The 16,152-nt window shown below is 70.2% G+C and carries 15 protein-coding genes and 2 pseudogenes; 13 read left to right on the forward strand and 4 right to left on the reverse strand.

Going from position 1 to position 16,152, the window contains the following annotated elements; translation table 11 throughout:
• Both ACQPW6_RS06050 and ACQPW6_RS06055 read left to right on the forward strand, forming a co-directional pair.
• Nucleotides 1-1,792 (forward strand): annotated as a pseudogene (locus ACQPW6_RS06050) (type IV secretory system conjugative DNA transfer family protein).
• Nucleotides 1,789-2,085, forward strand: a complete 297-nt coding sequence (locus ACQPW6_RS06055) for a hypothetical protein (RefSeq protein WP_433894799.1) — start codon at nucleotides 1,789-1,791, stop codon at nucleotides 2,083-2,085. The pseudogene ACQPW6_RS06050 and the gene ACQPW6_RS06055 overlap by 4 nt, the downstream one beginning before the upstream one ends.
• Before the next feature lie 51 nt (nucleotides 2,086-2,136).
• Here the strand turns inward: ACQPW6_RS06055 and ACQPW6_RS06060 are convergent, their stop codons facing one another.
• Nucleotides 2,137-2,511, reverse strand: a complete 375-nt coding sequence (locus tag ACQPW6_RS06060) for a hypothetical protein (RefSeq protein ID WP_433888498.1) — start codon at nucleotides 2,509-2,511, stop codon at nucleotides 2,137-2,139.
• A gap of 172 nt (nucleotides 2,512-2,683) precedes the next feature.
• On the opposite strand from ACQPW6_RS06060, the gene ACQPW6_RS06065 reads away from it, so the two are divergent.
• The 8 genes and pseudogenes from ACQPW6_RS06065 to ACQPW6_RS06100 all read left to right on the forward strand — a co-directional run bounded on the left by ACQPW6_RS06065 (nucleotide 2,684) and on the right by ACQPW6_RS06100 (nucleotide 6,941).
• Nucleotides 2,684-2,965, forward strand: a complete 282-nt coding sequence (locus tag ACQPW6_RS06065; protein ID WP_433888499.1) for a hypothetical protein — start codon at nucleotides 2,684-2,686, stop codon at nucleotides 2,963-2,965.
• A gap of 35 nt (nucleotides 2,966-3,000) precedes the next feature.
• Nucleotides 3,001-3,216, forward strand: coding sequence for a hypothetical protein (locus ACQPW6_RS06070; protein WP_433888500.1), 216 nt, complete (start codon nucleotides 3,001-3,003; stop codon nucleotides 3,214-3,216).
• On the forward strand, nucleotides 3,216-4,373 hold the full coding sequence (locus ACQPW6_RS06075) for a DnaB-like helicase N-terminal domain-containing protein (RefSeq protein WP_433888501.1): 1,158 nt from the start codon (nucleotides 3,216-3,218) through the stop codon (nucleotides 4,371-4,373). The genes ACQPW6_RS06070 and ACQPW6_RS06075 overlap by 1 nt, the downstream gene beginning before the upstream one ends.
• Nucleotides 4,370-4,945, forward strand: a complete 576-nt coding sequence (locus tag ACQPW6_RS06080; protein WP_433888502.1) for a hypothetical protein — start codon at nucleotides 4,370-4,372, stop codon at nucleotides 4,943-4,945. Before ACQPW6_RS06075 ends, ACQPW6_RS06080 begins: the two co-directional genes overlap by 4 nt.
• A gap of 81 nt (nucleotides 4,946-5,026) precedes the next feature.
• Complete coding sequence (locus tag ACQPW6_RS06085; protein ID WP_433888503.1) at nucleotides 5,027-5,605, forward strand: hypothetical protein; 579 nt, start codon at nucleotides 5,027-5,029, stop codon at nucleotides 5,603-5,605.
• Between the two features lie 26 nt (nucleotides 5,606-5,631).
• Nucleotides 5,632-6,222, forward strand: coding sequence for a hypothetical protein (locus ACQPW6_RS06090; RefSeq protein WP_433888504.1), 591 nt, complete (start codon nucleotides 5,632-5,634; stop codon nucleotides 6,220-6,222).
• 1 nt (nucleotide 6,223) lies between these two features.
• A pseudogene (locus ACQPW6_RS06095) lies at nucleotides 6,224-6,397 on the forward strand (DNA cytosine methyltransferase); the annotation flags it as partial.
• Between the two features lie 25 nt (nucleotides 6,398-6,422).
• Nucleotides 6,423-6,941 (forward strand): DNA cytosine methyltransferase, encoded by a 519-nt coding sequence (locus ACQPW6_RS06100; RefSeq protein ID WP_433888505.1) that lies wholly within the window; start codon nucleotides 6,423-6,425, stop codon nucleotides 6,939-6,941.
• Between the two features lie 384 nt (nucleotides 6,942-7,325).
• Here the strand turns inward: ACQPW6_RS06100 and ACQPW6_RS06105 are convergent, their stop codons facing one another.
• The 3 genes from ACQPW6_RS06105 to ACQPW6_RS06115 all read right to left on the reverse strand — a co-directional run bounded on the left by ACQPW6_RS06105 (nucleotide 7,326) and on the right by ACQPW6_RS06115 (nucleotide 12,306).
• Nucleotides 7,326-9,410 carry a polysaccharide deacetylase family protein gene (locus tag ACQPW6_RS06105; RefSeq protein ID WP_433888506.1) on the reverse strand — a complete coding sequence of 695 codons (2,085 nt, stop codon included), beginning with the start codon at nucleotides 9,408-9,410 and terminating at the stop codon, nucleotides 7,326-7,328.
• A 104-nt stretch (nucleotides 9,411-9,514) separates the two neighbouring features.
• Nucleotides 9,515-10,930, reverse strand: a complete 1,416-nt coding sequence (locus tag ACQPW6_RS06110) for a cellulase family glycosylhydrolase (protein ID WP_433888507.1) — start codon at nucleotides 10,928-10,930, stop codon at nucleotides 9,515-9,517.
• Nucleotides 10,931-11,229: 299 nt separating this feature from the next.
• On the reverse strand, nucleotides 11,230-12,306 hold the full coding sequence (locus tag ACQPW6_RS06115; RefSeq protein ID WP_433888508.1) for a LacI family DNA-binding transcriptional regulator: 1,077 nt from the start codon (nucleotides 12,304-12,306) through the stop codon (nucleotides 11,230-11,232).
• Between the two features lie 337 nt (nucleotides 12,307-12,643).
• Between ACQPW6_RS06115 and ACQPW6_RS06120 the strand changes: the two genes are divergently transcribed.
• The 3 genes from ACQPW6_RS06120 (at nucleotide 12,644) to ACQPW6_RS06130 (ending at nucleotide 16,151) form a co-directional block, all read left to right on the forward strand.
• On the forward strand, nucleotides 12,644-13,714 hold the full coding sequence (locus ACQPW6_RS06120; RefSeq protein ID WP_433888509.1) for a LacI family DNA-binding transcriptional regulator: 1,071 nt from the start codon (nucleotides 12,644-12,646) through the stop codon (nucleotides 13,712-13,714).
• A gap of 215 nt (nucleotides 13,715-13,929) precedes the next feature.
• Nucleotides 13,930-15,207, forward strand: a complete 1,278-nt coding sequence (locus ACQPW6_RS06125; RefSeq protein WP_433888510.1) for a sugar ABC transporter substrate-binding protein — start codon at nucleotides 13,930-13,932, stop codon at nucleotides 15,205-15,207.
• Nucleotides 15,207-16,151: a carbohydrate ABC transporter permease gene (locus ACQPW6_RS06130; RefSeq protein WP_433888511.1), complete on the forward strand. Its 945-nt coding sequence runs from the start codon at nucleotides 15,207-15,209 to the stop codon at nucleotides 16,149-16,151. Before ACQPW6_RS06125 ends, ACQPW6_RS06130 begins: the two co-directional genes overlap by 1 nt.
• Nucleotide 16,152: the final 1 nt, after the last annotated feature.

A 16,152-nucleotide genomic window follows, 5' to 3' on the forward strand; every position in this document is an offset into this window, starting at 1 on the left:
ATGCCCACTCCGCGTACCCGCGCGCCCTCGACCACCACCGGCACCGACGCCCTCCTGGTCCTCCTGTTCGCCCTCGCAGGCGCCGGCCTCTCCTTCGGCTCCCTGGCCTGGCTCACCGGCAACATCACCAACACCGCTGTCGGGAGCGGCCCTTGGGCTCCGTTCCGGGCCACCGACGCGGCGCTCCACCTGGGCACGCTGTGGCCGCACCTGAGCCCCGTCGCCCTGCTGCTCGGCGCCCGGGTCATCCCCGGTCTGCTCGCCCTCGGCCTTCTCGTGACCGGCAGCGTCGTGTTCCTGCGCGTACGCGGCGGCGCCAGGAGCGGCCTGGCGCGTAAGGCCGACCTCGCCCCTCTGATGGGCAGGGAGATCACCGCCAAGGCCCGCAGCCTGCGGCCGGCCCTGGCCGACCTGGAGGGTAAAAGAGGTCGCGCCCGCTGACCGCGGCATCCTCCTCGGCACCCTGTCCCCCGGCCGGGCCGAGGTCCGCGCAAGCTGGGAAGACGTCCTGGTCGCCATCATGGCGCCCCGTTCCGGGAAGACCACCAGCCTGGCCATCCCGGCGATCCTCGCCGCCCCCGGCCCGGTCCTGCTCACCAGCAACAAAGCGGCCAACGACGCCTTCACCACCACCTTCGACGCCCGCGCCGAGGTGGGCACGGTCTGGACGCTGGACCCGCAGCAGATCGCCCACCACCCCCGCCGGATGTGGTGGGACATCCTCGCCGACGCCCGCGACCTCGCCGGAGCCAAGCGCCTGGCCGGACACTTCGTCGCCGCCAGCGTGGACGAATCCGCCGGCTCCGACTTCTGGTCGACCGCCGCGAGCAACACCCTCGGCGCCCTCTTCTTGGCCGCAGCTTCGCACCGGCGGCCGATCACCGACGTCCTGGCCTGGCTCGCCTCGCCGGCCGACCGCACCCCCGTCGACCTGCTCACCGACGCCTGCCACGACGCGGTCGCCGCCCAACTCCAGGGCACCGTCTCCGGCGCCACCGAAACAAGGGACGGCATCTTCGAGACGGCGAGGCAGTACGCGAGCTGCCTGCTGGACCCGGAGGTCGCCGCCTGGGTCACCCCCGCCAAGGGGCTGCCGCAGTTCAAGCCGGCCGCCTTCGCCACCTCCCGCGACACGCTGTACCTGCTCAGCAAGGACGGCGGCGGTTCCGCCTCGGCGATCATCGCTGCTGCCGCCGACGCCGTGATGCGCTCAGCCGTGATCGTCGCCGAGCGCTCCGGCGGCAGGCTCGACCCGCCCGCACTGTGCGTGCTGGACGAAGCAGCGAACGTGTGCCGCATCAGCGATCTCCCGGATCTGTACTCGCACTTGGGCAGCCGGGGCGTCATCCCGATCACCATCCTGCAGTCCTACCGGCAGGGGCAGCGGTGCTGGGGCGAGGCTGGCATGGACGCGCTGTGGTCCGCCGCCACCGTCAAGATCATCGGCTCGGGCACAGACGACGCCGACTTCGCCGACCGGCTGTCCCGGATGATCGGCGACCACGACGTACAGACCACCTCGGTCTCCACCTCCGAGTCCGGCACGTCCACCTCGGTGTCGATGCGGACCGAGCGGATCCTGCCGCCCGACGCGATCCGCGCCCTGTCCAAGGGCAAGGCGTTGCTGTTCGCCACCGGCATCCGCGCCGCGATGCTCAACCTCAAGCCCTGGTACAAGGAACCCGCCGCCAAAACGATCGGCCCGGCGTCCGCCGCCGCTACCCGGGCCATCACCGAACGCGCCCTCGCCAAGGCCACGTTCGGCCGGGACGACTTCGAGGCGGCATCATGAGCGCCGCCCCGACGCTGCGGGTGCTGAGTCTCGGTGCCGGCGTGCAGTCGACGAGACTGCTGCTCCTGGCTGCCGAGGGCCGCCTGCCGAAGCTGGACGCGGCGATCTTCGCCGACACCGGCTGGGAACCCCGCGCGGTCTACGAGCACCTGGACCGGATCGAGCGCGAAGTCGCACAGCCAGCCGACATCCCCACACCTGCGGGGCCCACACCCAAAGAACTGGGGACCGAGTCAGCCTTCATCCCCCTTACCCAGCTCACCGGCACCATCTCCCGCGAGAGAGACAGCTGAGCAAGACTGGCCGCCTTCGCCAGGCCGCGATCGCCTGCGGACGGTTTCCACTCAGGGTTGGGCATCCACGTCTGCGATGAGCTCCGCCGCGGTGACGCCCGGCTGGACTCGCACATCGAAGTTGTAACCCTGATCGCAGAACACCAGCTCGACGGAATCCGGCATCAGCTGGCGAAGCAAGCAAGCGACCTGCGCCGAGTCTGCCAGGGCCGCGTCCAAGTACAGGCCCGTCCCATCCTCCGGCAGAAGCACCTCGCCCGGGCCCTCATTCGTGCAGAAGCTCCAGCTGAAGGCACATACCTCACTGCGTTGCGTCGGATCGGCTTCGACCTCGGCCCAGAGTTCCGTGATCCCGGAAGTCACGGCGGCTGAGCTGACCCGCCAGGTGGTGGTCGAACCATCGAAGAACGCCATGAACGCAGCCATGCCGCGTGTCTACCACGCCCGCTCACGCACCCCACAACCGCCCCGGGAGGGCCTTCCCTCCTCCAGACGAGAGGTCACGGACCTGTCTCGATTCTCAATAACTTGCCCGTACCACGGCAACGCCCAGTGGCGGGCCCTGCGGGACACCAGCCCGGCCGAGTGGGCGGACGTCGTGGAGTTCGACGCCGCAATCCGGGCGGGCAACGCACGGGCGAACGCCGACGGCAAGCCGCTGCTGGGCAGCGCATTCCTCCACCGCAGCCGAGTGCCGCTGGACCTGGCACCGATCGACCACGTCACCGCGCACGAACGCGCCGCCGCCGCCCAGGACAACCTCTCCGACGCCCTGGCCGAAGCCGAGGCAGAACTGGAGCTGGGCGAGCCGGACGGCTGCTCGCCCTGGTCGTGCCGCTCGGGTGCCCCCGTCCAGGACGACTTCGACATCACCGCATGACCACACCCGCCCACTCCCTGCCCGTTGGAGCGCCCATGCCGTCCTCCGTCTTCCCCCTCACCGTTCGGCCCTTCGGTGATCTGCCGGTTGTCCGGCGTGGCGGCCGGTGGCTGCTGACCGCCGGCACCGGCACCGTTCCCGCCGACCGGGCGCTCGCCACCGAGCTGGACGGTTTCGCAGTGGCCGTGGCCGCCGCCGACCGGGCCGTCGCCGCCCTGCCCCCGTTGCCCCCGCGTTCCGGGGGGCGGTGATGAGGCCGCTGCTGCAGGCCGAGCAGGCCGTGCTCGGCGCGGTCCTGCTCGACCCTGGCCAGCTCGACCACCTCGACTGGCTGGAGCCGGAGCACTTCTACCGGCCCGCCCACCAGGCGCTATTCGCCGCCCTGCGCCACCTTCGTTCCCAAGGCAAGCCGGTCCTGGCCGCCGACGGCAGCGTGCCCTTGGCCTGGGTGACCGCCGCCGTCACCGAAGCCGGAAAGCACACGCGCGGCCTGACCGCGGTATACGCGCACACCCTGGTGTCGGCCTGCCCTCGCCCCGCGCACGCCCCGGTCTACGGGCGGATGGTCCTGGAGGGCGCGATCCACCGCACGGTCACCGAGCACGCCGTGCGCCTGCACCAGATTGCTCGCGCCGACGCGGTCCGCGGCGAGGTCGACACCACACTCCACAACGCGGACGTACTCGCCGCTGTGCTGGAGGACCTCGCCCGGCGCTGGGGCACCGAACCCCGTCCCGCCAGCCCCGCGCCGCCGATCCTCGCTGCCGGACCCGCGCCTGCCGAGGCCCAAACGGTCGTGGACAACGAGCGGCTGCTCTTGGCGGCTCTGGCCGACCGGCCGGCGGAAATGAATGAGGTCGTCGGCTGGCTGCGACCCCAGGACTTCGCCGACCGCGCGCACGGCGAGCTGTATCGCTGCCTGGGCGCGCTCCACCACCGCGGTGAACCTGTCGACCAGGTCACGCTGCTGTGGGAGGCCCAACGGCGCGGGCTGCTCGCCGACAGCAGCGTCACCGGTGAGCAGATCACCGCCATCTGCGACGGTATCGGGGCCGGCAGCGCGCAGTGGCTCGGCGAGGAGGTGGCCCGCTCCGCGCTGCTGCGGACCGCCGCCGCCACTGCCGCCGCCATCCGCGACCTGGCCGCCACCGACGCCCTGGCCCCCGGGCAGCTCATCAACCAGGCCCTGGCCGCCCTCGTCGTTCTGGCCGACATCCGGCAGCGCTGGACCGCCGGCACCCAGCCGCCGGCACCGCCCCCGTCCCGCGGCGATCCCGCTGCCTCACCACCTCCCGCGCAGATCCGTGCCGCCCGCGCCCGCAGCAGCCCCTTCACACCGACGCCCCCACCGGCCACCTCACCGTCGTCAGTGCCGCCGGTACGACCGCCTTCCCGGAGCCACCCATGAACCAGCCACACCGCCCGGACACCGAACTCGACGCGCTCGCCGACGAGTTCGACGCCGTGCTGCACTCCCTCAGCACACCGGGCGCCGCCCCGCACCACCTGTCCGAACCTCTCACCACCGTCCTCAGCCTCGACGCTCGCCTCGGTCCCAAGATCCACGACGCCCACACCGCGCTGGCCACCTGCACCCCCGCCGACCGGCCCTTCCACGCGGCCACCGCGGACACGCTGTGCCACGCCGCCGCCGCAGCCGGCCGCGCGGTCAACGCACTGGTCGCCGCCCAGAGCGCCCACCTGTTCATCGACCACTTCCCCGACCGGTACGGCAATGCTGACGTGAACATCGCCTTCGCCCGCACCCGGATCGCCGCCGCGCTCACCACCGCCCGCGACAGCCTGGCCAAGACCAGCGACTGTCTGCGAGACCTGACAGCCGACAACCCGGCCGGACCACTCCTGCGCGCCGCCCGTGCCCGCAGCCCCCGGGCCGCCACAACCGGCGTCGGCCGTTCCTCCACGCCTGCGGCCAGTGGCAGTCCACCAGCACCACCGAACCGAGGACCGAAGCGCTGACGGACGAGCCGTAGATGATCCCGCCGGCGGCAGACCCATGCCGCCCAGCCACCCGGCACCCACTCCCAGAGGACTCCCACCATGACCAGCCCCGCCGACGTCCTGGCCCTGTATGACACAGCCAGCGCCATCGACCGACTCCGCTTCCACCTTCGGTCCCAGTCCGCTCAACCGGGTGGGCCGAGCGTTGAAGACGTCACCGGTCAGGTCCGCACTTTGGCCGCGATCATCATCAGTGTCAGCGACGAGGTCAGCCGCCATGCCGCCGACCTGCACCCGGCACCCGCGCAGCACGCCGCTCTGATATACAGCTCCGTCCTCCCGATGCTGGGCGAGGGCCTGACCGAACTGGGTCGACTGCACATGGAAGTCACTGGCATCCGCATTCCGGCGATGGGCCACGGCGACCCTTCGTTTGCGTACCGGTCTGCCGCGATCATCACCGGCTGCCTGGAGGCGGCCGACGAAATCCTCGACGAAGCAGCAATCGAACTGCGCACCGAAGCCGCGTACCTGAAGCCGGCCTCCGCCCACATGCAGGACGCCGCCCGCGCCCGCTCTCCCCACGCCCCCATCGGCGGGCGGGTCGTATCCCCGCCCGCCGTTCCTCCCGCCCCCGTGTCGCTCGTCGTGGCACCGACTACCGCGAAGGTCCGCTGACAGCCCAATCGAGGAAAGGACTCACCATGATCGAACTCATCGACGCCCGTGCTCTCACCGACGTGGCCACCACCATCGACCGTCTCCTGCTCTGTATAGACGATCACTCCAAGCGGAGGCCCGGGCCGATTCTGGCCGAAGTCTCCTCGCAGGTCCACGGTGTGACGCAGATCATCAGCGACGTCACCGGGGAGATCTCAGCCTGCCTCGCCGACAGGTCCTCAGATACCGGGCGGGCCGTCGCAGCATACTGCTCCGCCCTCGCGCCGCTGGGGCAGGCGGCCACGGAACTCGCCCGGCTCCAAGAGGAGATCATCGCCCTGCATTTTGCGGCTCCACGTCTAGACCCGTCGGCCTGGAGGTCGCCACGCCCGCACGCCACGGAGGGGATGATGCAGCGCTGCACGGCGGCCAAAGCACTCCTCGCAGCGGCCTCGACGCAACTCCGCATAGGCGCAGCCCCATCCTCCACACCCACCTTGTCTCCCGCGGATACGCGGACTGCCGCCCGCGCCCGTTCTCCCCACGCCCCCGCCCGGCCGGCCGTATCCGCGCCCCCCGTTCCTCCCGCTCCCGCGTCACTCACCGTGGCGCCGGCTACCGCGAAGAGCCGCTGACATGCCCGCCCGCCCGGCCGCCGGGCCTGCGATCGGCAGCCTGTGCACTGGGTACGGCGGTCTGGACCTGGGCGTCCAGGCCGCCCTCGGCGGCACCGTGGCCTGGCACGCCGAGACCAACCCCGACGCCTCCCGCATCCTGGCCCGCCACTGGCCGGACATCCCCAACTACGGCGACATCACCGCCATCGACTGGGCCGATGTGCCCCGGGTGTGCGTGCTCACCGCGGGCTTCCCCTGTCAAAGACGTCTCCGTCGCCGGCCGCCGCGCCGGACTCAACCCCGCAACCCGCTCGGGGCTGTGGCTGCACGTGGCCCGTGCGGTCGAAGCCCTCCGCCCCTGCCTGGTGGTGATCGAGAATGTCCGAGGACTCCTCACCTCGCCCGCCGGTTCCCCTGGCGACGTGGAATTCTGCCCGTGGTGTCTGGGAGACAACCCAGCCCAGCCTCCTCTGCGGGCACTTGGTGCCGTACTCGGATCCCTGGCCGACCTCCGGTACGACACACGCTGGCTCGTGCTACGCGCCTCCGACATCGGAGCACCCCACCGCCGCGAGCGGACCTTCCTCGCCGCCTGGCCCGAAGCGCGTGAGTTCGCAGAATCCCAGACCGCAGACAAGGTAAACCCGCACGCCGCACTCCTGTTGACCGCTGCTGGCGTACGGGTTGAGGTATCTGCCTACTGGTGGTCCCGCAGCCGGGGTCTGTGGAGTGCGTAATCCTGGGGGACCGGTGCACGGGACCGCGGTGCTGCTCCCGCCCGAAGGGACCTGCGCAGTTCCGTATTACGTGAAACCAGCAGCTTGTGCCGATGCTGGGTGTCTCGGTCCTGCGTAAAGTGTGCGGTTCGCTAGATGGCGCACGTGTCAAGGGGCCGGGGTGTAGACGACGTCCTGGTCGGCTCTCCTGCGGTTGGAGCGTCCGGTGACGCCGAACAGGTGAGTGGGCGGAGCACCATTCGACTGCACTTGGCCAGTGGGCAGGGACGCGTGGTAAACGACCACCGCGTTCTGCGCGGACGGCGCCCGTCCAAGTGGTCTGTACGGCCCTCGGTGTGGCGCGGGGACCGTACAGACCACCGTTCTGGCAGGGGCTTCGTCCGGCTAGGACAAGCTGTTCAGGAAGCTGGTGAGTGCGGTGGCGATCTTCTTGTGGTCCTGCTGGGAGGGGTGCCAGTCGCAGCCGAGCAGGTCGAGTCCGAGCGCGGAGTTGTCGTAGTAGAACGAGCGGACCCGGGCGTCACCCTGGTCGTTGCGCTGCTTGACGATCTGCGTGATGGAGTCGGCGAGGTCGTTGGTGTTGTACAGGTACGGGTAGGTCAGCACGATGTAGGTGTTCGCGCCGTACCGGGCCCGCAGTTTGTCGATGAAGGCCTGGTAGGCCGCGCGGTAGTCGGCGACCAGAGCGGCCTCGTTCGCCCAGGGCTCGCCGGGGTTGAGGGCGGTGGAGAAGTCGTTGATGCCCAGGCCGACCACGACGTACTGCGGTTTCCAGGAGTCGGGTCGCTGCCAGGCGGAGCTGTCGACGGCCTGGAGGGCGGTGTCGTAGTAGGTGCGGTAGTTGGTGCCGGCGTTTCCGCCGTTGTAGTTGCGGACCATGCCCATGCCGGACCAGGCGTTGATCTGGTAGTCGGCGTCGAGGTTGCGGGCGGTGAGGGCGCCGAAGCTCTGGTTGGCGTTGGAGTTGCGGTTGACTCCGGCGGCGGAGCAGTCGTGGCTGGTGGACATGTCGCCGTAGCCAGCGGTCCAGGAGTCGCCGATGAACTCGATCTGCTTGGTGCGGGCGGCGGGCTTGCTGAGCATGGTGCCGCCCGTGCCGGCGACGAAGCCGCCGAACTGGCCGGCCGACCAGGGGCTCTCGGTGCGTTTGGCGACCCGTACGCTGTGGTCGGCGTCGGTGAGGCCGGTGACCCAGTGGGTGACATCGCCGGGCGCAAGCAGGGCGGTCGCGGTGCCGCCGTCGATCTGGACCTCGTAGTCGTTGCTGGCGTCGTTGAGGACGATTCCGACGCTGGTGCCGTGGAAGCGGCCCTCGAAGTAGACGCCGGGCCACGTGTACTTCACAGTGCTGCCCTGGTCGGTGACGCGGCCCGCGGTGTTGACTTGGGCGAGGACGCCTGACGCGGGTGGTGTCGGGTCGGTGGGCGGCGTTGTCGGATCGGTCGGGGAGCCGGGGCACAACGCGGTTGTGCCGGCCGGGTCTCCGGTGCCGGTGAAGCCGACCGTGGCGGACTGCCCGGCGCTGAGCGTTCCGTTGTACGCGCTGTTGGAGACGGTGACCGTTCCGGTGCTGCCCGTGTTGACGCCGTTCCAGATGCTGCTGATCGTCACACCGGCGGCCAGGTTCAAGGTGGCCTTCCAGCTGTTGACGGTGGTGGTCCCGCTGTTGGTGACCGTGACCTCGCCCTGGAAGCCGCCCGTCCAGTTGCTGGTGGTGCGGTAGGCGGCGGTGCAGGTGGCGGTGGAGCCGCCGGTGGGCGGGGTGGTCGTTCCGTCGGGTGCGACGGCATGGCCGGTGGCCGGTGAGATCATCCCGGCGCACAGGCCGCGCGCGTGCAGGTTGGTGACGATCCGCGGGACGGCCTGGAGGGTGTTCGCGGGCCAGTCGTGCATGAGGATGACGCCGCCGGACTGCAGCTGGCCGGCGTTGGCCACGATCTGGTCGACGGTCGCGTTGTTCCAGTCCTGGGAGTCGACGTCGGCGTTGATCTCGGTGAGGCCGAACTGCCGCTCGACGGCTCGCAGGGCGTCGTTGGTGTCGATGTACGGCGGCCGGAACAGCTGGGGCGTCACTCCGGTGACCTGCTTGATGACGTCCTGGGTCCGCGATATCTGCGAGGTCTGCTCCTGCGTGCTCAGCTGGGTCATGTACGGGTGGTCCCAGCTGTGGTTGCCGATCCACATGCCGGCCGCGACCTCGGCTCGGGCGAGGTCGGGATTGGCCTGGACGTTCTGGCCGGTGTTGAACATGGTGGCCCGGACCCCGGCGGTCTTGAGCGTGTTGAGCAGGGTCGTCGTGTTGCCGGGCGTGGGGCCGTCGTCGAAGGTCAGCGCGACGTAGCCGGTGCACGAGGCGTCTGCGGCGCCGGCCTGCGTGGTCGCTGCCGCCGTCTGGACGACGGCAGCACCGACGCCGAGGGCGGTGACGACCGCCATGGCGACAGCAGGCCGTCGGAGAGAGCGTTGCATGGATGGTTCTCCTGTCTCGATGAGGTGGGGGGAGGAGAATGCGGCGTCACCGAGCGACGTGGCACTCCAGGGGCGGAGGGCGTAGCTCCATGGCGCCTGGGTGGTCAGCTGGTCGGGAAGTTGTCCGGGGTCATGATGCGGCTGCGGATGAACTTCCCCGAGGCCGTGAGGATGTCGGTGCCGCTGAAGTTGCTGCCGGCGCAGGTGCCGGGCAGCAGGGCGGCGCTGCTCTCGCCGGCGTCGGAGAACGTCCAGTTCGCGTAGCTGATCTTCAGGGAGTCGAGCAGGTCGAGCCAGGTCGTGCTACTGGCCTGGTCGAACGGTCCGCTGCCGGTGTAGTCGACGGTGCCGAACTCGGTGACGAACAGCGGAATCCGTGCTGCCGCCCTGCGCACCGCGTCGCGGTACGCGTCACCGTGGGACGCGGCGTAGAAGTGGAAGGTGTACATGACGTTCTGGGCGTTGACCGGGTTGTTGATGACCTCGGTTTCGTTGCCTCCTTCGGAGACGCCGAGGGAGGACCAGCCGCGGGTGCCCACGACGACGACGCTGCCGGGGTCGTTCGCGCGGATCACGGGGATGACCTGCTCGGCGTAGCCTTTGATCGATGCCCAGCTCACTCCGTTGGGCTCGTTGGCGATCTCGTAGAGGACGTTGTTCTTGCCGGCGTTGCGGGCGGAGACCGCCGCGAAGAACGTCTTGGCGCGTTCCAGGTTGTAGTTCGGGTCGCCCGGCGTGAGGGTGTGGAAGTCGATCAGGGCGTACATACCGCGCGCGGCGGCCAGGTCCACGATGTTGTTGACCTGGTTGGTGAAGCCCGCCGGATCGGTCTCGTACCCGCCCTCCTGCACGTACATGGACACGCGCAGCAGGTCCGCCTTCCAGTCGTTGGCCAGCGCGTCGAGCGAGGCGGCCTTGTAGCAGTCGCCGAACCACTGGAGGCCGTGCGTGCTGACGCCGCGCAACTGGACGGGCTTGTCGTACTGGTTGCAGAGGTTGACGCCGCACACGTGCAGCCGGCCGTTGATCGCGACGGGCGTCGTCCCCGCGGGCGGTGTGGTCGGTGGCGGTGTGGTCGGTGGCGGTGTGGTCGGTGGCGGTGTGGTCGGGTCGGTGGTGCCGGTGCAGGCCACGCCGTTGAGGGTGAAGCCCGCCGGGACCGGGTTGGCGCCGGTCGAGGTCCCGGTGAAGCCGATGGAGACCGAGGCGTTGGTGCCCAGCGAGGCGTTCCAGTCGGCGCTCGTGGCGGTCACTTTGCTGCCGGCCTGGCTCCACGTGGCGTTCCAGCCCTGGCTGAGGTGCTGGCCGGCGTCGGCGAAGTCGAAGCCGAGTGACCATCCGGTGATCGGGCTGCCCAGGTTGGTGATGCGCACATCGCTCTGGAAACCACCGGACCACTGGCCGGTGGGGGTGTAGTCGACCCGGCAGCCGGTGGCGGCCGAGGCGTCGGTCAGCGGTAACGCGACCAAGGCGAAGGCGGCGGCAGCGCCTGCCAGGAGGGCTGCAAGAGGGCGTTTCACGAAATCTCCTCACGCTTGGACGGACACGGAAGGGGGAACGAGACGGCGCTTGCCGGTGCATGCCTCGGGTGGCAGGTGCCCGGCCCGCTGAGTGCGGCGGCCTTCGTGTGAACGCGACGGCGGACGCACGCACTCGTTCGCCCATATGCGCTCAAATGCAGAATCTAAGCGCTTAGAACTGAAGGCGTGGGTCATCTAAACGCAAGAGACCAGTGCTGGCAAGACATCGCGCAGGCTCTTCTCGGCGGCGGGAGCGGCGCGGTGGGAAGCCGGAAGGAAGAACTCGCAGACGGGAGCGGCTACGGGCAGCCGCAGCTGGCTCGCCGCACGAGTTCGACGGGCAGCCGCAGGCGTTGCGGTCGCGTGCTCGGCTGCGCCTCCCAGTTCTGCAGGGCCTCGATGACGGTGCGTACGGCCGTGCGGCCGAGCTCTTCCATGGGCTGGCGGACCGTGGTCAGTGTGGGGGTGCTCAGCCGCCCGGCGAGGATGCCGTCGAAGCCGGTGACGGCGATGTCGTCCGGCACGGCGACTCCGGCGCTTCGCAGGATGCTGAGCGCGAGTACCGCTTCCTGGTCGGTGGCGCACATCAGGGCGTCGGGCAGCGGTCCGGCGTCGAGCAGGGCGCGGACGGCCCGCACGGTCGACCCGGCCGCTCCGGGGCGGCTGGGCAGCGCGGGCCGGGCCGTGAGCCCGTGGTCCGCGAGGGCCGCAGTGTGGCCCTCGTAGCGTGCCCTGGCCTCACCGGCGGCGAGATGACCGGCGAAGACGAGCGTACGCAGTCCGTGCTCCTCGATCAGATGCTCGGTCAGGCGGTACATGCCGTCGTGGTTGTCGGCGGTGACGGTGTGCACCCGGTCCACCCGGACGTCGTGGGAGAACTCCAGCACCGGGATGCGCTCCGACAGCCGCTGCAACGCGGGGTCGGGGACTGTTCCCGCGAAGGTGATCAGCGCGTCCACCCGGCCGGCGACGTCGGGTATCGGTCGCGTGTCAGGGGTGGCCCGCTCGCCGCTGAGGAGCAGCGCGTAGCCCCGGGCCCGGCACTCCAGTTCCACCCCGTTCTGGACCTCGTCCACGTACAGCGGGAAGAACCAGGACCTGTCCGCGCCGACGACCAGGTCCTCCGGTTCGCCCCTTCCCGCGACTTCGCCGTCCAGCAGGTAGTCGTAGGAGTACAGCCCGATCGCCCCGGTCCGCCCGCTGGCCAGGCCCCGCGCGCTCCCGCTGGGGACGTAGCCGAGGGCTGCGGCTGCGGCCAGTACCGTCTGCCGCGTCGATTCCTTGACGCGCTGGGGTTGGGAGAAGGTGAAGGAGACCGTGGCGATGGAGACTCCGGCCCGCTGGGCGACGTCGTAGACCGTCGCGCGTTTGGCCATCCCCCGCACCTCCACAGCCGAACCTTCGCACTGGCCCCGCAGCGGCCGACGGGCACCCAGCACCTATGACCCGGCAAGCCGTGGCACCCACAGTATGACCGCAGCGACAGCGGCGGCGGACCGATCGGCTGCTCCCCGCCGGCGCGGGGGAGGCCCTGCTAGGACATGGCGGACAGCGGCTCAAGCGGCCTCCTCACCAGGGCCGCGCCGGGGAAGGCGGGGGCGGGGCCGCCGACGTGATTCGGTCATACTGTGGGAGTCGCGGTGCCGTTCCAGGCGCTGGCGGCTGCCGGCCGCGTGGGTCCGGGTCGGTGTTCTCGGTTGCGGAGGTACTGCGTTGGCCAAGCGCGCGACGGTCTACGACGTCGCCCAGCGGGCCGGAGTCTCCATCGCCACGGTCTCCTTCACCTTCTCCCAACCTCAGCGCGTCAAGGAGTCGACCCGCGAGACGGTGCTCGCTGCCGCAGCGGCTCTCGGCTACGTACCCAGCGGGAGCGCCCGGGGTCTGGCCAGCGGGCGGACCGGGGCGATCGGGCTGTACTCCTACGACTACCTGCTGGACGAAGGGGCGCCGCAAGAGGATCGGGCGGCTCGTGCGGTACCCGAGAGCGACAAGTCGTGGTTCTTCCCGCTGTACGTCGACGAGGTCCAGAACGGGGTGGAGCTGGAGTGCCGGGCGCGGGGCTACGCTCTGCTGCTCGGCGGGGAGCGCGGGGCCCCCGTCACGCGGCCGGTACCCGACATCGCGGGCCGGGTGGACGCGCTGATCACCTTCGCGGAAACGGTTCCGTCCGCCGTGCTGGAGCGCGTGTCGGAGCGTATCCCGGTGCTGGAGTTCTCCTATGACGTGCGGGTGGAGCGGGTGCACACCGTCACGGTGGAGAACCACGAGGGCATGTACCGGCTGGTGCGCCACCTGGTAGAGGGTCACGGAATGCGCCGGCTCGCCTTCGTCGGCGACCTGGGCACCGGCGAGATGAAGGCCCGCTACGAGGGCTACAGCGCGGCCCTGTCCGAGCACGGCCTGGACGGCGGGCCTCCGCTGCTCAGCCGCCCCGGCGAGATCGGCGCGACCACGGCGACCGTCCGGTCGCTGATGGCGGCGGGGCCGCTCCCGGACGCCCTGGTGTGCGCGACCGACCAGGAGGCAGTCGTGGCCATGCGCGTCCTTCAGGACGCCGGGGTCGGCGTACCAGGCGACGTCGCGGTCACCGGTTTCGACGGCATCCTCGCGGGACGTCTGAGCACCCCGACACTGACCACGGTCCGCCAGCCGATGGAGGCGCTCGGTCGCGCATCAGTGGGCGTCCTGGTGGACGCACTGGAGGACCGCCACGCCCAACTCGGGCCGCAGCACCTGCGGTTGCCGGTCGAACTGGCGCTGCGGGCCAGCTGCGGCTGCCGGTAGGCGTTTGCGGGCACCGCCTGCCAACGGCCCCGGCAGCAAGGCGCTCTGGGGTCGGCCCACCGGATAAGTACCGCCGAAGTCTTGTTCTCGTCCAGGTTATGCGTTTAGATGACGGCCGCGACCGATTCTAAGCGCTTAGATTTCACCTTCGGGCGCATCAGGGCGGATATGCGGCATTAGCCCTTCCACCGCGAGCCGACGACAGAGGACGACAGATGATCGGAAGACGAACCGCGAGCGCGGTCGCTCTGGCCGCCGTGACCGGCGTGCTGCTGAGCGGGTGCGGACGCTCGGACGACACGGACAAGCCCGCCGCGGCGGCGACCCTCACCGCGGGCAAGGCCACCGGCACGGTGACGATATGGGCCCAGGGCACCGAGGGCGAGGCGCTGCCGAAGCTCGTCAAGGGCTTCGAGGCGGCCAACCCCGGCGTGACGGTGAAGGTCACCGCGGTCCCGTGGGACTCGGCGGAGAAGAAGTACCGCACCGCGATCGCCGGCGGTACCGGGCCGGACGTCGGGATGTTCGGCACCGACTGGATGTCGAGCTTCGGCAACGACCTGGCCCCGACCCCGGCGCAGGTCGACACCTCCGGGTTCTTCCCCGCGAGCGTGGACACCACAAAGGTGGGCGGCACGGCCTACGGCGTGCCGTGGACCGTCGACACCCGCGTCGTCTTCTACCGCACCGACCTGCTGAAAAAGGCCGGCCACTCCTCCTTCCCCACCACCTGGGCGGGGTTCGAGGCCCTGGCCCGTGATCTGCAGAGCAAGGCGGGCGCCCGCTACGGGGTCGGCCTGCCGACCAGCGGCTTCAACTCCTTCCTCAGCATCCTGCCGTTCATCTGGTCCAACGGCGGCAGCGTGCTCTCCGACGACCAGAAGACCTGGACCTTCGACTCGCCCCAGGTCGTCGAGGCCATGAAGTACCTGAACGGCTTCTTCACCTCGGGCCTGGCGAACAAGACCCCGAGCACCGCGGCGGGAAGCCCCGAGTCGGACTTCGTCAGCGGACGCGTCCCGATGATGATCAGCGGGCCCTGGGAGACGGCCTCGCTCGTCCAGGCCGGCGGCAAGGACTTCGCCGACAAGTTCGCCCTGGCCCCGCTGCCCGCGCAGAAGACGTCGACGTCCTTCCTCGGCGGCAGCGATCTGGTGGTCATGAAGAAGGCCAAGAACGCGGACGCGGCCTGGAAGCTCATCCAGTGGCTGTCGCAGCCCGCGACGCAGGTCGAGTGGTTCAAGCTCAGCGGCGATCTGCCCTCCCAGCAGGCCGCCTGGAAGGACCCGGTGCTCACCTCGGACAGCAAGGTCTCCGTGTTCGGCAAGCAGCTGCTCAGTGTCCGGACGCCGCCCACCCTCCCGACGTGGAACGAGGTCTCGGCCGCCGGGGACGGCGCACTGGAGGAGATGGTCAAGGGCGGCCAGTCACCGGAACAGGCGATGAAGGGCCTCCAGGGCAAGGCGGCGTCGATCGGGACGGGAGGCAGCTGATGTCGGCCGCCGTCCGTTCGACCGCCGCCGCGGCCGAACGCCCCCGCGGCGCGGGCCGCACGAGGGCCGACGCCCGGCGCAGAAGCACCCTGATGGCGTACTTCTTCGTACTGCCGTTCGTACTGAGTTTCCTGCTCTTCATGGTGGTCCCGCTGCTGTCCTCGCTCGGGATGTCGTTCACCGACTTCACCGCGCGGGACGTGGCGACCCCGTTCAATGTCACGCCCGTCGGGTTCGACCAGTACGCCAAGCTGTTCCACGACGCGCAGTTCCTGCACTCGCTGCGGAACACCGGCTATTTCGTGGTGGTCGCCATCCCCCTGACCATGGCTGTCGCCCTCGCCCTGGCCCTCGCGCTGAACAGCGGGATCACCCGGATGCGGACTGCCTTCCGCGTGGGCTTCTACACCCCGGTGGTGACCAGCATCGTGGCTGTCGCGGTGGTGTGGCGGTTCGTGCTCCAGCGTGACGGGCTGATCAACGCCGCGCTCGGCCTCGTCGGCATCGACGGGCCGGACTGGCTCAACAGCACCACCTGGTCGATGCCCGCGATGATCCTCATGGCCGTCTGGCGCAACATGGGCACCCTCATGGTGATCTTCCTGGCCGGCCTCCAGGGCATCCCGCAGGACGTCATGGAGGCCGCCAGGGTCGACGGCGCCGGGGCGTGGCAGCGCTTTGCCCGGATCACGCTGCCGCTGCTGCGCCCCACGATGCTGTTCGGCGCGGTGCTGCTGTCCGTGGGCTACCTGCAGTTCTTCGAGGAGCCGTTCGTCATGACGCAGGGCGGCCCGCTGGACTCCACGCTGTCGGTCAGCTACTACGCCTACAACCAGTTCGGCTTCGGCAACTACGCCACCGCGGCTGCGGCCAGCTACGTCCTGTTCGTGGCCATCGCGCTGCTCAGCCTGTTCCAGTTCCGGCTCTTCCGCTCTCAGGACTGAT

It is taken from the genome of Streptomyces sp. CA-111067 (genome assembly GCF_050956065.1).
In the GTDB taxonomy this organism is placed as follows: Bacteria; Actinomycetota; Actinomycetes; order Streptomycetales; family Streptomycetaceae; genus Actinacidiphila.

Bases quoted from the DNA above. Each gene is read 5' to 3' on its own strand.
- ACQPW6_RS06055 (WP_433894799.1), top strand. From the start codon at position 1,789: ATGAGCGCCGCCCCGACGCTGCGGGTGCTGAGTCTCGGTGCCGGCGTG.
- ACQPW6_RS06060 (WP_433888498.1), bottom strand. From the start codon at position 2,511: ATGGCTGCGTTCATGGCGTTCTTCGATGGTTCGACCACCACCTGGCGG.
- ACQPW6_RS06070 (WP_433888500.1), top strand. From the start codon at position 3,001: ATGCCGTCCTCCGTCTTCCCCCTCACCGTTCGGCCCTTCGGTGATCTG.
- ACQPW6_RS06075 (WP_433888501.1), top strand. From the start codon at position 3,216: ATGAGGCCGCTGCTGCAGGCCGAGCAGGCCGTGCTCGGCGCGGTCCTG.
- ACQPW6_RS06080 (WP_433888502.1), top strand. From the start codon at position 4,370: ATGAACCAGCCACACCGCCCGGACACCGAACTCGACGCGCTCGCCGAC.
- ACQPW6_RS06085 (WP_433888503.1), top strand. From the start codon at position 5,027: ATGACCAGCCCCGCCGACGTCCTGGCCCTGTATGACACAGCCAGCGCC.
- ACQPW6_RS06090 (WP_433888504.1), top strand. From the start codon at position 5,632: ATGATCGAACTCATCGACGCCCGTGCTCTCACCGACGTGGCCACCACC.
- ACQPW6_RS06100 (WP_433888505.1), top strand. From the start codon at position 6,423: ATGTGCCCCGGGTGTGCGTGCTCACCGCGGGCTTCCCCTGTCAAAGAC.
- ACQPW6_RS06105 (WP_433888506.1), bottom strand. From the start codon at position 9,410: ATGCAACGCTCTCTCCGACGGCCTGCTGTCGCCATGGCGGTCGTCACC.
- ACQPW6_RS06115 (WP_433888508.1), bottom strand. From the start codon at position 12,306: ATGGCCAAACGCGCGACGGTCTACGACGTCGCCCAGCGGGCCGGAGTC.
- ACQPW6_RS06125 (WP_433888510.1), top strand. From the start codon at position 13,930: ATGATCGGAAGACGAACCGCGAGCGCGGTCGCTCTGGCCGCCGTGACC.
- ACQPW6_RS06130 (WP_433888511.1), top strand. From the start codon at position 15,207: ATGTCGGCCGCCGTCCGTTCGACCGCCGCCGCGGCCGAACGCCCCCGC.